Raw genomic sequence first — 14,569 nt, 5'->3', positions numbered from 1 at the left:
AAGTAGCAAAGTAGCAGCGCAAAAAAAAGCCGTTCAGTCTGCACTGAACGGCTTTTTTACGTCTGAAGAAACAAGTGGCTTACAGGATGGTAGCCAGTGCGCACTGCCGGTAATGCGCGGCAGCCTGTTCCGTCTGCTGCAAGGCGTCGTGCATCTGCGCCAGCTTCAGGTGGGCGTCGCGCACCATCTGCGGCTCGTTCGCGTCCGACAAAGCCTGCTCCAGGTGGCGCTGGGCCTTGCCCCACAGTTTTTGCTTGAGGCACAGGGTACCCAGGGTCAGCGCCAGTTCCGCGTCCAGCGGACGCTGCTTCATCCATTGCTCGCAATGCTCGATCTGCAGCAGCAGGGCCGGCGTGCCGCTCGGGGCCGCCGCTTCGCGGTAGGCGCGCACGACGCGCTCGTCCCAGTCGGCGGCCAGCGACTCTTCGCACACGAGGCGCGCTTCGTCATGCAGGCCGCGCGCATTCAGGGCCGTGGCGGCGCGGCAGGCGATGTACGGCTTGACCCGGTCCGCGCTTGGCACGGTCGACCACACGCGCATCAGGGATTCCGCGTCATGCGATGGGTCGGACAGCAAATGGTCGTACGCCAGTTCGCGCAGGCGCGACGACAGGGCCGGATGCAGGGCGCGGTGCTTGTCGAGCGAACGCACGAGGCGCAGCACTTCCGGCCAGTTCTTCGCCTGCTGCTCGGCTTTCAGCGACCATTGCAGCGCGTGGATGTGGCGCGTGCCGCTGGCATTGAGTTCGCGCACGGCGGCCAAGGCAGCTTCCGGCTGGTGGTCGTCGACCAGCAATTCCGTCACCGTCATCAAACGGGCCGTCTTCAGGCTGGCATCGCCTTCGACGCGGGACAGCCAGCTGTCGCGGCGTTCGGACTGGCGCATGCGGTGCGCGGCGCGCGCGCCGATCAGCGCTGCCAGGCCGGCGTTTTCTTCCAGCTCGGCGGCGCGCAAGGCAGCCTTCTCGGCATGGCCGAAACGGCCTTCGAACAGGGCTTTCAAGGCTTCACGCAAGCCCTTGTTGCCGTCGCGCTCACGCTTGCGCTGGCGGTAGGCCGCCACTTGCGCCGGCATGCGTACGGTGGCGCGCACGGCGCGCACCAGCAGATACAGCAGCACGAACAGCACGACCTGCAGCAGCAGGAAGAAGTTCAGCGACAAATCGATGCGGTACGGCGGGTAGAACAGCACCACATTGCCGGGGTTGAAACGGGCCGTCACGGCGATACCGATCGCCGCGGCCATCAGGGCGAGTAACCAGAGAAATAGACGCATGGGCTCAGGACTTCGCTTTGTAGTTGCGCACAGCCGTCAGGCTGTCGGACAAGGTTGGCATTTCGATGGCCAGGTTGCTGCCCTGCACCTGACGCAGCAGGGCTTGCGCCGTCTGCGTGCTCTTGGCGCGGGTGTCGAAATACTTGGCCAGCGCATCCTGGGCGGCGATCAAGTCGTTGCGGAATGCCGTTTCATTGCGCGACAACAAGGCCATGCGGGCATTGAGCAGGCGCAACTTGACGTTTTCACGCAAGAAATACGCTTGCGTCGGCGACAGCATCAGCGCTTCCGGCGTATCGACGCGGCGGATGCGGATCAATTGGCGCACGTCGGCCCACATGTCGCCGCTCCAGGTATTGAAGCCGTCGCGCACTTTTTGCAGCAGCGGTTCCGGCGCGGGCGGTCCCACCAGCTTGCCGCTGGCATCGCGCACGGGCTTGGCCCCGGCCTTGGCCTTGCCCGGCTTTTCCGGCGCGGCCGGCAAGGCAGGCGTTTCATCGGACAGCATCGGCAGCGAGTCGATCTGGGCGATCACGGCATCGAGGCGCAGGGCCACGCCCGTCGAATCGACGCTGGGCAGGGCCTTGAGTTTTTCCATGTCGCGGCCGATGGCGCGGCGGATGGTGATGAATTGCGGCTTGTCGGAGCGCGACAGGCTGCGGTCCGCGTTTTGCAGGGCGATCAGCGCGCCTGGCACGTTGCCGGCCAGTTGCAGCTGCTGGCTGGCCGTCGACAGCACTTGCTCGATTTCCGTCAGCGCCCACTCGTCGCGGTTCTTCGACAAGTCGTTATACAGTTGTTCCAGCGCAAGCTGCTGGCTTTGCGTTTCGCTCTGGCGGTTTTCCAGCGCGCCCACCTTGATTTGCAGCTCTTTCGTGCCTTCTTGCACGTTGCGCGCCAGCACGCCCGTTTCGGCATTGCTGACATCGCCTTTTTGCAGGCGCTTGGCCACTTCTTCGCGCAGGTTGCGGATCTGCTTGCTGGTCGACCAGCTTTGCGCAGCCAGCAGCACGGCCAGCACGATGACGGCGACGCTCATGGGCTTTTGCAGCTGTTCGAGCAGGCTCGGCGCGCGGCCAGCGGGTTGGTCGGCCGCCTGCGGCGCCGTCTTCACGGCGCTGCCAGGCGTTGCATTCGGTTCGGAGAGTGTAGGCATTTCGTTCATGGTCGTGATTGTAACGCGGCGAGCACTCCTGCGTCGCCTGATCCTGTCAGGGTGACACGGGCAAAACCCAGGGCCGCCGCCGTTTGTGCAATGCGGGCGTGCGGCACGATCAGATGCTGCTGTTGCATTTTCACAACAGCCGCCTTTTTACCATCCATTTCGTCCAGCAGCGCCAGCAAGCCGCGCAGCGCTTCCGAGCTGGTGATGATCCAGTCATTATTATGCTGCAACAGGTTTTCCAGGGTCGCCCGCAAGGCCGGCGTCAGCGTCGGCACCTTGCGGCGGTAAGCCGTGACGAACTCGACTTCGGCGCCGGCCGCGCGCAAGCCGTCGGCCAGGTAATCGCGTCCGCCATCGCCGCGCACGATCAGCACGCGCTTGCCGTGCAGGGCCGGCAAGTCCAGCGCCAGCAATAAATGTTCGGAATCGCTGCGCGCCGTATCGAGCGGACTGGTAATGCTGGCGTTGGCATCCGTGACGCCATGCGCGGCCAAGGCCGTCTTGCTGCCCTCGCCCACCACGGCCAGCGGCAGGCCGGATGGCCAGGCGGGCAAGTGCGCAAAGACGCAATCGATGGCGTTGGGCGAGACGAACGCCACCAGGTCGTATTCCATCAGGCGCGCCAGCACGGCTTGCAGCTGCGCGCATTCCTGCTCGCCGTCAAGCGCGTGGATTTCCAGCAGCGGCAGCAGTTGCACGGGCAGCCCCAGCGCCGCGATGCGGGCGGCCAGCGGCCCCGCTTGTTGCGCGGGCCGCGTGATCACCACGGTGTCAGGCATGCGGCGCCAGGCCTTCATGGTTGTCGGGGGTAACGGCGCACGAGGCGAGGATGCCGGCGGCATCTTGCCCGCGCAGCAGTTCGGCCACCTGTTCGCCCAGCAGTTCCGGCGCGCTGGCCGGGCCTTCAAGCTCGGCGCTGGCCATGCGCGCGCCGTCCGGCGTGGCGACCATGGCGCGCAAACGCATCTGTTCGCCCTCGACGGTGGCGAACGCGGCCAGCGGAATCTGACAGCTGCCGCCGAAAATCTTCGATACCTTGCGCTCGGCCGTGACTGCTTGCGCCGTATCAATATGGTTCAGCGGCGCCAGCAAGCGCACCAGGTCGGCGCCGTCAGCACGGCCGCTGCGGATTTCGATCGCCATGGCGCCCTGACCTGCCGCTGGCAGGCTGTCTTCCGGCGCCAGCACGGCGCGGATGCGCGATTCGAGTCCCAGGCGTTTCAGGCCGGCGGCGGCCAGGATGATTGCGGCGTAATCGCCACGGTCCAGCTTGCCCAAACGCGTATCGAGGTTGCCGCGCAGAGGCAGAATCGTCAGATGAGGATAGCGCGCAGCGATCAGCGACTGGCGGCGCAGGCTGCTGGTGCCGACGACGGCGCCGTGCGGCAGCTCGGCCAGGCTGGCGTAGTCGTTCGACACGAACGCGTCGCGCGGGTCTTCGCGCTCGAGGATGGCGGCCAGGCTGTAGCCCTCCGGCAACTCCATCGGCACGTCTTTCAGCGAATGCACGGCCAGGTCGGCGCGGCCTTCTTCCATCGCCACTTCCAGCTCCTTGACGAACAGGCCCTTGCCGCCTACCTTGGACAAGGCGCGGTCCAGAATCTGGTCGCCGCGTGTGGTCATGCCGAGAATTTCAACGCTACACTGCGGATACAGGGCGGCCAGGCGTGCGCGCACGTGTTCAGCTTGCCACATGGCAAGACGACTCTCGCGCGTGGCGATCACCAGGCGGGCAGGAATATTCAATTCGTTCGGGGTCAATTCGGATGCTTTCAAAACAAGTTCTTTCGCTGTGGCTGTCGTTGTCATTATCGTTGCCAATTCGCCCGTCCGATATCAATTTGTATCGGAATGGCGCCCGGCGTCGCTATAATCGTTATCCCTTGGCCTAGAAGGCCAAGTCAGGCTAGCGTCCATGTTGAAGACCACAAATTTTATCATGCGCCCCCTCCCCTCTGCGGCCAAACGCCCGGTGCGATCCACATTCCCTTGCTTTTACACTTACTTTGGTTCTTTATTATGCTCAATGACGCAGTAGCACCAGAAATAGTTCCAGCGGCCGGCTCCGACAAGGACGCGCCGCTGAAAGAAGACATCCGCCTGCTGGGCCGCCTGTTGGGCGACGTGCTGCGGGAACAGGAAGGCGACGCCGTCTTCAATGTGGTGGAAACCATACGCCAGACCTCCGTGCGCTTCCGCCGCGAAGCGGACGCGGGCGCCGCGCTGGAGCTCGACGCCATGCTGAAGGAACTGAGCCGCGAACAGACGATTTCCGTCGTGCGCGCCTTTTCCTATTTTTCGCACCTGGCCAACATTGCGGAAGATCAGCACCACATCCGCCGCCGCCGCGCCCACCTGCTGGCCGGCTCGCCAGCGCAAAAGGGCAGCGTCAGCTTCGCGCTGAAAAAACTGCGCGCCGCCGGCGTGCCGCGCAAGACGGTCGACACTTTCTTCCAGGACGCCCTGATCGCCCCCGTGCTGACGGCCCACCCGACGGAAGTGCAGCGCAAGAGCATCCTCGACGCCGAGCACGACATCGCCCGCCTGCTGGCCGAGCGCGACCTGCCGCAGACACCAAAAGAGCGACACGCCAACATGCAGCTGCTGCGCTCGCGCGTCGCCACCCTGTGGCAGACGCGCATGCTGCGCTACTCGAAGCTGACGGTGGCCGACGAGATCGAAAACGCCCTGTCCTACTACCGTATCACCTTCCTGCGCGAACTGCCGGGCCTGTATGACGACATCGAGGACGATATCGCCGCCGAGTACCCGAACGGCGATGGCACGATCGAACCGATCAACGCCGCTTACGTGCAGATGGGCAGCTGGATCGGCGGCGACCGCGACGGCAACCCGAACGTCAACGCGGGCACCATGCAGCACGCGCTGGCGCGCCACGCCACCACCATCCTCGACTTTTACCTCGACGAAGCGCATGCGCTGGGCGCGGAATTGTCCGTCTCGACCCTGATGGTGGGCGTGAGCGCCGAACTGCAGGCGCTGGCCGACCAGTCGCCGGACGCTTCGCCGCACCGCAGCGACGAGCCGTACCGCCGCGCCCTGATCGGCATCTACGCGCGCCTGGCCGCCACGGCCCGCGCGCTGGGCGCCACCAACATCCTGCGCAAGGAAGTGGGCGCGGCCGCCGCCTATCCGGACGCGGCCGCCTTTGTCGCCGACCTGCGCACCATCGTCGCCTCGCTCGAATCGCACCACGGCGCGGCCCTCGTGCGCCCGCGCCTGGCCACCCTGGCGCGCGCGGCCGACATCTTCGGCTTCCACCTGGCCTCGCTCGACATGCGCCAGACCTCGGACGTGCACGAGCGCGTGCTGGCCGACCTGTTCGCGCAAAGCGGCGTGGCCGACGACTACTCGGCCCTGTCCGAGGAAGACAAGCAAGCGCTGCTGCTGAATGAACTGGCCCAACCGCGCCTGCTGTACTCGCCCTACATCAGCTATGCCACGGAAACGGATTCCGAGCTGGCGATTTTGCGCGCGGCGCGCGACATCCGCCAGCGCTACGGCGCGCGGGCGATTCGCAACTACATCATTTCGCACACGGAAACCGTGTCCGACTTGCTGGAAGTGTTGCTGCTGCAAAAGGAAACGGGCTTGCTGCGCACCGACTGGCAAACTGGCGACAGCAGCTGCGAGCTGATGGTCATCCCCCTGTTCGAAACGATCCCCGACCTGCAGCGCGCGGCCGGCATCATGAGCCAGGTCATGGCCTTGCCTTTGGTCAAGCAATTGATCGCCAAGCAGGGCCAGTTGCAGGAAGTCATGCTCGGCTATTCCGATTCGAACAAGGACGGCGGTTTCCTCACGTCCAACTGGGAACTGTACAAGGCGGAACTGGCGCTCGTCTCCGACTTCCAGAAGGCCGGCGTCAAGCTGCGCCTGTTCCATGGCCGCGGCGGCACGGTGGGCCGTGGCGGCGGACCCAGCTACGAAGCCATCCTGGCCCAGCCGCCGGGCACCGTCAATGGCCAGATCCGCCTGACGGAGCAAGGCGAGATCATCGCCTCGAAATTCTCCAACGCGGAAATCGGCCGGCGCAACCTGGAATTGCTGGTGGCCGCCACCCTGGAAGCGAGCCTGGCGCCGCAGGAAGCCAATCCGGCCCGCAACGGCCAGCTGGCGCAGTTCGAAGCCGTGATGGCGCAACTGTCGGACCTCGCCTATCACGCCTACCGCCACCTCGTGTATGAAACGCCGGGTTTTACGGAGTATTTCTTCTCGGCTACGCCGATTGCGGAAATCGCCGAACTGAACCTCGGTTCGCGCCCCGCCTCGCGCAAGGCCAACCAGCGCATCGAAGACTTGCGCGCCATTCCCTGGGGCTTTTCCTGGGGCCAGTGCCGCTTGCTGCTGCCGGGCTGGTTCGGCTTCGGCAGCGCCATCGAAGCGTGGATCAAGCAGGCCGACGGCGCCGCGCAGGATGACAGGATCGCTACCCTGCGCGCCATGTATGCAGAATGGCCATTCTTTGCCACCCTGCTGTCGAACATGGACATGGTGCTGGCCAAGACGGACCTGGCGATTGCCTCGCGCTATGCCGAACTGGTGGCGGACCAGGGCTTGCGCGAACGCATCTACAAGCGCATCACGGACGAGCATGGCAACACCTTGCGCTGCCTGGAGCTGATCACCGGCAATACCGAACGCCTGGCGGGCAATCCATTGCTGGCCCGTTCGATCCAGAACCGCTTCGCCTACCTCGACCCGCTGAATCACTTGCAGGTGGAATTGATCAAGCGCAACCGCGCCCTGTCCAGCGCCAGCAAAGTCGACGAACGGGTGCATCGCGGCATCCAGCTGTCGATCAATGGCGTGGCGGCGGGCTTGCGCAACACGGGCTGATCGCGTCACCTTGCCATCGGCAAACAGGGCCGGCACCGCAAGGGCCGGCCCTTTTGCTTGCCCAATGGAAAAATATTCTCAAGAAAACAACAATTGGTATTACACTAGCGTCGGATACTTTTCCCTCTTCGGCGCCAGGCGCACCGCAGCGGCCAACCATGACGCCAGGAACGCGGATGAGCAAATGGTCGATTGAAACGCTGAGTTCGGCATGCGCCGCCCTCATCCTGATCATGCTGGGCTGGCTGGCGGGCGCCGCCTGGCAGCAGCTCGACTTCTGGGAACACATCTGGCTGTCGCTGCTGCTGACGGGCGCCGCCGGCACAGCCATGTGGCTGATGCGCAGGCTGCGCGCCCGCCTCGCCAGCACGCGCCAGCAGCTCGACGCCAGCGCCATGCGCTACCGCGACCTGAGCGAGGCGGCACAGGACGGCATGTGGCAAACGGATGCGCAGGGCACGATCTTGCATCTCAACCAGCGCCTGTGCGACATGCTGGGCATCCCGGCGGAAAAGCTGCTGGGCCACAAGATGAGCGAATTCCACGACGAGGCGACCTTGTTGCGCCTGTGTCCGCTGCGCCAGACAGCCACGGATAGCTGCATGGGAGAATTGCAGTACCGTCACAGCGACGGCTCGGAACGCTGGGCCATGATCAGCGGCCGCTGCCTGTACGACCCGCAAGGCAGCCTGACGGGCGCCCTCGTGCTGGCCAGCGACATCACGGAACACAAGCGGGCCGAACACGCCTTGACCGTCGCCCATGCGGAGCTGGAAAGCCGCGTGGCCCTGCGCACGGCCCAGCTGCTCGATGTCAATCTGCAGCTCTCCGCGGAAATCGCCATGCGCGCGCAAACGGAAGCGGCCCTGGCGCGCAGCGAAGAGCGGCTGCAAGACATCATTTCCATGATGCCCCTGTCACTGTTCCTGAAGGATGCCGATTCGCGCATGCTGCTGATGAACCAGGCTTGCGAGCAGCAATGGGGCGTGCGATTCCAGGATATCGCCGAAGGACGCGACGTGCAGCACTTTCCCTCGGACCAGACCCAGGGGTTCCACGCGGCGGACCAGGAAGCGTTTGCCAGCCGCCAGGTGGTGATCCGCGAAGAACTGGTGTGGAACGCGCGGCTGCAGGAAAACCGCCTGCTGCAGACGCATAAAAAACCCATCTTCGATGCCCAGGGCCGGCCGCAGATGATCATCGCCATGGGCATCGACATCACGGAAAGCAAGCGCAACGAGGAGAATCTGCAGCGCACGCTGGCCCAGTTGCGCGAACTGACCGACCACCAGCAGACCATCAAGGAAGAAGAAAGGCGCCGCATCGCGCTCGACATCCATGACGACCTGGGCCAGAACCTGATGGTGCTGCGCATCGACGTGTCGCTGCTGCATGCGCGCACGGCCAGGACCCATCCGCGCCTGCACCGCCATGCCCAGCGCGTGCTCGACACCATCGACGCCACCATCCGCTCCGTGCGCACCATCATCAATGACTTGCATCCCAGCACCCTGGAGCTGGGCCTTGGCCCGGCAGCCGAATGGCTGATACGCCAGATGGAAAGCCGTGGCGCCATCCGCTACCAGCTCTCGCTCGACAGCGAGGCGCCCGACCTGGGCCTGGACCAGCGCCAGACGTCGGCCATCTTCCGCGTGCTGCAGGAATCGCTGTCGAACATCGTGCGCCACGCCCAGGCCAGCGAAGTGGAAGTGGCGCTGGCGCAAGATACGGACGCCATCATGCTGCGCATCAGCGACAACGGCATCGGCATGCAGCCGGACGCCCACGGCAAAAAGGCCGCCTTCGGCCTGAAAAGCATACGCGAACGCGTCCACGCCCTGGGTGGCGAACTGCGCATCGACAGCCAGCAGGGCCAGGGCACGGCGCTGGCCATCCGCTTGCCGATCGCCAAAAGCCAGCCCATCGAAGCCTAGGACAATTCCAAGGCGAAAAAAAAAGAGGCTTGCGCCTCTTCTTATTGAATCTAATTACAACTGCAATCACGACGCCTGACAGAACCGTCGCGAGCGGAAGTGAATTGTGGCCGAGACGCGGAACCGTACTTGAGTACGGTGAGCATCGCAGGCCGCAAGTCACGACGCGCAGCAGGTTCTGACAGGTGTCTCTAGTTTTGAGTGAGGAAGGTTTTGAGTTTGTCCGAGCGCGAAGGCTGGCGCAGCTTGCTCATGGCTTTCGCTTCGATCTGACGGATACGCTCGCGCGTCACGTCGAACTGCTTGCCCACTTCTTCCAGGGTGTGGTCGTTCGACATTTCCACGCCGTAACGCATGCGCAGCACTTTCGCTTCGCGCGGCGTCAGGGAATCGAGCACTTCCTTGATCACGTTGCGCATCGATGCGTGCAGCGCGGCGTCCAGCGGCGCCAGGGTCGTGTTGTCTTCGATGAAGTCGCCCAGTTGCGAATCGCCATCTTCACCCATCGGCGTTTCCATGGAAATCGGCTCTTTCGCGATCTTCATGATCTCGCGCACCTTGTTTTCCGGCATTTCCATCTTGACGGCCAGGGTCGCCAGGTCCGGCTCGCTGCCCGTTTCCTGCATGATCTGGCGCGAGATGCGGTTCATCTTGTTGATCGTTTCGATCATGTGCACCGGCACGCGGATGGTGCGGGCCATGTCGGCGATCGAACGCGTGATCGCCTGGCGGATCCACCAGGTGGCGTAGGTCGAGAACTTGTAGCCGCGGCGGTATTCGAACTTGTCGACAGCCTTCAGCAAGCCGATGTTGCCTTCCTGGATCAGGTCGAGGAATTGCAAGCCGCGGTTGATGTATTTCTTGGCGATCGAAATGACCAGGCGCAAGTTGGCGACCGTCATTTCGCGTTTCGCGTGACGGGCACGCTTTTCGCCGGCAGCCATCTGCTTGTTGATCTTGCGCAAGTCCGCCAGCGGCAAGGCCACGCGGGCTTGCAAGTCGATCATCTTCTTTTGCAGTTCCTTGACGGCAGGCACGTTGCGGCTGAGGATGGCGCTGTACGGATACTTGCAATCGACTTCGCGGTCGACCCATTCCAGGTCGCACTCATTGCCCGGGAACACCTTGATGAAGTGGGCGCGCGGCATGCCGCATTTGTTCACGCACAGTTCCAGCACGGCGCGCTCGATGTGGCGCACTTCTTCCATCTGGCCGCGCAAGGTGTCGCACAGCTTTTCCACGACCTTGGCCGTGAAGCGGATGCCCAGCAATTCCTGCGAAATGGCTTCCTGCGCCTTGATGTAGGCTTTCGAGTTGTAACCCTCGGGCGCCTTGCGCATCTTGTCGTACTGCGTCGAAATGACGTTGAATTTCTCCAACGCATTCTTTTTCAGCTGGGCCAATTGCTCGCTGGAGAAACCGGCCGCGCCGCCATTGGCGTCGCCGTCTTCTTCCTCGGCTTCTTCTTCCTCTTCCTCGTCGTCACCGCTGGCGGCGGCAGGCGCGGCGGCAGCGGCTGGCGCCGGGGCATTGCTTTCGTTCAGATCGACAAAACCGTCGACCACTTCATCGACCTTGATTTCGTCGCGCGCGATTTTTTGCGACAGCGCAACGATTTCGCCGATGGTGGTCGGGCAGGCGGAAATCGCCTGGATCATGTCCTTCAGGCCGCCTTCGATGCGCTTGGCGATCTCGATCTCGCCTTCGCGCGTCAGCAGCGCCACGGCGCCCATTTCACGCATGTACATGCGCACGGGGTCGGTGGTGCGGCCGAAGTCGGAATCGACCGTCGACAAGGCGGTCGCGGCAGCCGCTTCCACTTCATCGTCGCTGGTGACGGTGGCGACGTTGTCAGTCAACAACAGGCTTTCCGCGTCAGGAGCGCGCTCGTAGACGGCGATGCCCATGTCATTGAAGGTGGCGATGATGCCTTCGATGGCTTCCGGATCGATGATGTTTTCTGGCAATTGGTCATTGATCTCGGCATAGGTGAGGAAACCGCGTTCCTTGCCCATGTTGATCAAGCCCGTGATCTGCTTGCGGCGGCGTTCCAGGTCCGCTGCCGATGCTTCCGGATCGCCCAGTGCGTCCGCCAGGCCGCCCTTGGCCTTGCGGTCGCGCGCTTTCGAGACGGCCTTCAGTTCGGCGCGCTCGACGGCGTTGAGTGCTGCCACTTCATCGTTTTCCGGCGTGAATTCGCTTGGCTTGCGGCCACGGCGGCCAGGTACCTTGACGGTCGGCAGGAAGTAATTCGAGGTATCGATGGCGGCCAGAGCATCGGCGTCCGTGGTCTTGCTGACCACTTGCGCGCCAGTGATGATGGTCACGGGCGCCGCTTCAGGCTTGGCGCGCACGACTTTCGAACGGGCTGCCGTCACCACTTTGTTCGTGGCGGCGCTTTCGCTGACCTTGCGCGGCGCGGCCGGAGCCTTGGCGCCAGGGGCGATCTTCACGCTCGGCGTCTTGGCCGGTGCCGCTTCAGCGGCCTCGGCCACGTCGGCAACAGCCTCGGCGGCCGGGGCGCTGACGGCCGCTTCCGCAGCCGTTTCGGCCGCTGGCACGGCAGCCAGGCGCGAGCGGCTTTTCTTCACCACGGTGACGACGGTCGGCGCCGTCGTGACGGTGGCTTCCGGATTCGCTTGCGCATTATCGATGAAGTAAGATAAAGTCGTTTTGGGTACGGCAAGTGGCGCCGCGGCTGGGCGTGGCGCCTTGGCGGACAACGTTAAAGTTTTTGGCGTATTCTTCATGAGATATCTCTTAATGCGAGACCAGATGGTGTCGGCGCGAAGTGAATGATTCCACCTAAGCCTGCGAAACCGGACTCGATGGAGCGTATTGTTGCGGCTGCCGTGTTAACGGCAGCGGCGCCTGTCTATCGGGACGTTCAAAGCCCGCGCATCCGTCATGGGGAGCGGCGGGGCCGAAGCCGGGTCAGATAAATAAGCGATGTACATTGCGGAATGAAAAAAAGCCCGTACCAGAACGGGCTTGAATCTATTGTTGTTCAGTGAAGACACAGCGGAGAGCAAGATTATGCACGACGGCCAGTTATCTGGATAATTGATAAACAAAATATCTGATATCAAAAATACTAATAATTGGGGGCCTGCACCGCACTGCTCCTATCCCCTGCACACCTGAGCCAGACCATCAAATACGGGGTCCAGTCATCAGCGCAAGCCGACATTATACACATTTCCCGCATTTCGCGCTTGGTACGGCCAGCCACGCGCAGGCAGATCGCAGCGCAAGTTGCCAAAAAAGACAATGCACTTGCCTGTGGCGCGTGCTATGCTCCCCTTTTATAGCCCAACCAATGATGTCGATGACCAGCTCCACGCCAGACCAGCAAGCCACCACTCCTGACACGCCAGTCGATGCAGCCCCAGCGGCGGCACCGGCCGCAGCGACCACGCCGGCGCCTGCCGGCCTGACCGCGCGCGCCCTGCTGAAGCAGTTCCAGGAGCAATTCCCGCCATTCCGCGATTGCCTGCCCTTGTCGATCGGTATCGACAAGCAGATCCTGGCGCGCCTGCCGGACCTGGACCGCAAGCTGATGCGCACGGCGCTGGGCATCCACACGGGTTCGCTGCGCTACCTGCGCGTGATGGAAAAAGCCAAGGTACGCTACGACCTCGACGGCACCGCCGGCGCGGAAGTGACGCAAACCCACCGCGACCACGCCACGCAAGTATTGCAACAGCGCTTCAAGAAAGAAGCCGAGCGCAAGAAAGCCGAACGCGACGCTGCTGCCGCCGAAGAAGCGAGCCGTTTGCGCCTGGAAAAACTGAATCAGCTGACCGCGAAATTCTCGCGCAAAGGCTGATCCGGTTTCATGGACACAGCTGCCGCACCGCCACTGCCCCCGTATCAAGGCATTGCACTCGACCACGTCAAGCTGGTACGCACCAGCGATGATGCACAGGCGGCCATGGCCGCCCTGCTGGCAGCGGACGCCATCGGCTTCGATACGGAATCGAAGCCGACGTTCGTCAAGGGCGAGTCCTCCACGGGACCGCATCTGATCCAGCTGGCCACCGACGACATCGCCTACCTGTTCCAGGTGGGCAGCACGCCGGCCCCGGCCCTGGCCGAACTCAAAGCCATCCTCGAATCGACCACCACCCTGAAAGTGGGTTTTGGCCTGTCCGACGACGTCAAGCGCCTGCGCAACAAGCTGGGCATCGCGCCGGCCCAGGTGCTCGACCTGTCCGTCGCCCTGCGCGGCGGCCAGCGCAATGACCTGGGCGCAAAGACGGCCGTGGCCAAGTTCTTCGGCCTGCACTTGCAGAAATCGAAAAAGATTTCCACCACCAACTGGGCTACCTCGCGCCTGACGGAAAAGCAGATTCTGTACGCAGCCGACGATGCGCAAGTGGCCCTGCGCGTGTACCGCCGCTGGATCGCCGACGGCGGTAAGGTGGCGCCGCAAAAAGCCCCGCGCGCCAGCACGCCGCCGGCGACGCCGACCGCCCCGCCGCCTGTCTCCGCCTGAGCCGGCGCGCCTTCCTGCAACATGAGCAAGAGCAAGTCCATCGGCACCACGCCTGACGCGATCGCCGCCGCCGAACAGGCGCTGGGACGCCAGTTGCCGGCGTCCTACGTGCAATGGTTATTGGCGAACAATGGCCGCGCGCTGGGTGCCTTGAGCGTGTTTCCCGTGTACGACGCGGCCAATGCGCGCAAGACGTGGGAATCGATAGCACGCCATTACCGCACGAGCTGGCAGGAATGGCTGGAGAATGTGGACGGCGGCAACGCGGCCAGTGCCCTGCTGCCCTTCGCCCAGTTCGGCACGGGCGATTACTACTGTTTTGACTATGCGCAAACGGGGCCATCGGGCGAGCCCGTGGTCGTGCTGTGGTCGCACGAAACAGGCGCCACCGCCACGGTGGCGCCCGACTTTGCGTCGTTCCTGACACTGCCCGGCCGCCCGGGCTGACACCCTGCGGCCGGCCCAGCCTTATTTGACGAGACGCAAGGTCAGGGGATAGCGGTAAGTGACGCCATTGCTGGCCTTGACCGCCGCGACGATCGAGCACACCAGATTGGCCAATGCCACGATCCAGAACAGGAACAGGCCGATCAGCACGAACGACAGGATGAAGCAGGCGAAATACCAGATGATCAGGGTGATCTGGAAATTCAGCGCTTCGCGAGCGTTCTCTGCCGAGAATTTATCCGCGTCATCTTTCTTGATCAAATAAATGATCAGCGGCGCCACCCAGCTGGTGAACAGGCCGCCAACGTGGGACAGAATGGCGATCGTCGTATCTTGCGTACGACCCACTTCCGGCTGCGTGTTATCCATTATCATTCCCATCATTAGTT

Annotated in this window: 11 protein-coding genes; 5 read left to right on the top strand and 6 right to left on the bottom strand. The window is 63.4% G+C overall.

The genetic code is table 11. From position 1 onward, the window contains the following. Positions 1-79: 79 nt before the first annotated feature. The 4 genes from AC3IQ7_RS10555 to hemC are packed head-to-tail and all read right to left on the bottom strand — an operon-like array spanning position 80 to position 4,217. Positions 80-1,276 carry a heme biosynthesis protein HemY gene (locus AC3IQ7_RS10555; RefSeq protein WP_071653290.1) on the bottom strand — a complete coding sequence of 399 codons (1,197 nt, stop codon included), beginning with the start codon at positions 1,274-1,276 and terminating at the stop codon, positions 80-82. Positions 1,277-1,280: 4 nt separating this feature from the next. After that, positions 1,281-2,441 (bottom strand): uroporphyrinogen-III C-methyltransferase, encoded by a 1,161-nt coding sequence (locus tag AC3IQ7_RS10550; RefSeq protein WP_489209427.1) that lies wholly within the window; start codon positions 2,439-2,441, stop codon positions 1,281-1,283. Beyond that, positions 2,438-3,220 (bottom strand): uroporphyrinogen-III synthase, encoded by a 783-nt coding sequence (locus tag AC3IQ7_RS10545; protein WP_489209425.1) that lies wholly within the window; start codon positions 3,218-3,220, stop codon positions 2,438-2,440. Before AC3IQ7_RS10545 ends, AC3IQ7_RS10550 begins: the two co-directional genes overlap by 4 nt. After that, complete coding sequence (gene hemC, locus AC3IQ7_RS10540) at positions 3,213-4,217, bottom strand: hydroxymethylbilane synthase (protein WP_489209423.1); 1,005 nt, start codon at positions 4,215-4,217, stop codon at positions 3,213-3,215. Before hemC ends, AC3IQ7_RS10545 begins: the two co-directional genes overlap by 8 nt. A 243-nt stretch (positions 4,218-4,460) precedes the next feature. On the opposite strand from hemC, the gene ppc reads away from it, so the two are divergent. Both ppc and AC3IQ7_RS10530 read left to right on the top strand, forming a co-directional pair. Continuing rightward, positions 4,461-7,301, top strand: a complete 2,841-nt coding sequence (ppc, locus tag AC3IQ7_RS10535) for a phosphoenolpyruvate carboxylase (RefSeq protein WP_489209421.1) — start codon at positions 4,461-4,463, stop codon at positions 7,299-7,301. 176 nt (positions 7,302-7,477) lie between these two features. Further along, positions 7,478-9,235, top strand: coding sequence for a PAS domain-containing sensor histidine kinase (locus AC3IQ7_RS10530; protein ID WP_158301374.1), 1,758 nt, complete (start codon positions 7,478-7,480; stop codon positions 9,233-9,235). Positions 9,236-9,426: 191 nt separating this feature from the next. Here AC3IQ7_RS10530 and rpoD read toward each other — a convergent pair whose 3' ends face one another. Continuing rightward, complete coding sequence (gene rpoD / locus AC3IQ7_RS10525) at positions 9,427-11,985, bottom strand: RNA polymerase sigma factor RpoD (protein ID WP_099380560.1); 2,559 nt, start codon at positions 11,983-11,985, stop codon at positions 9,427-9,429. Positions 11,986-12,554: 569 nt separating this feature from the next. Here rpoD and AC3IQ7_RS10520 point away from each other — a divergent pair. The 3 genes from AC3IQ7_RS10520 to AC3IQ7_RS10510 are packed head-to-tail and all read left to right on the top strand — an operon-like array spanning position 12,555 to position 14,180. Next, complete coding sequence (locus tag AC3IQ7_RS10520) at positions 12,555-13,064, top strand: ProQ/FINO family protein (RefSeq protein WP_034786166.1); 510 nt, start codon at positions 12,555-12,557, stop codon at positions 13,062-13,064. Positions 13,065-13,073: 9 nt separating this feature from the next. Then, positions 13,074-13,733 carry a 3'-5' exonuclease gene (locus tag AC3IQ7_RS10515; RefSeq protein ID WP_099380562.1) on the top strand — a complete coding sequence of 220 codons (660 nt, stop codon included), beginning with the start codon at positions 13,074-13,076 and terminating at the stop codon, positions 13,731-13,733. 21 nt (positions 13,734-13,754) lie between these two features. Further along, entirely contained in the window at positions 13,755-14,180 is a 426-nt protein-coding gene (locus AC3IQ7_RS10510; protein WP_489209418.1) for an SMI1/KNR4 family protein, read from the top strand. A 21-nt stretch (positions 14,181-14,201) separates the two neighbouring features. Here the strand turns inward: AC3IQ7_RS10510 and AC3IQ7_RS10505 are convergent, their stop codons facing one another. Beyond that, complete coding sequence (locus AC3IQ7_RS10505) at positions 14,202-14,549, bottom strand: DUF4870 domain-containing protein (protein ID WP_034786172.1); 348 nt, start codon at positions 14,547-14,549, stop codon at positions 14,202-14,204. Between the last annotated feature and the right edge of the window lie 20 nt (positions 14,550-14,569).

The organism is Janthinobacterium sp. GL_088 (assembly GCF_057837845.1).
Note: the sequence above shows the minus strand (reverse complement) of the source record. Positions and strands in the feature narration are given on the sequence as shown.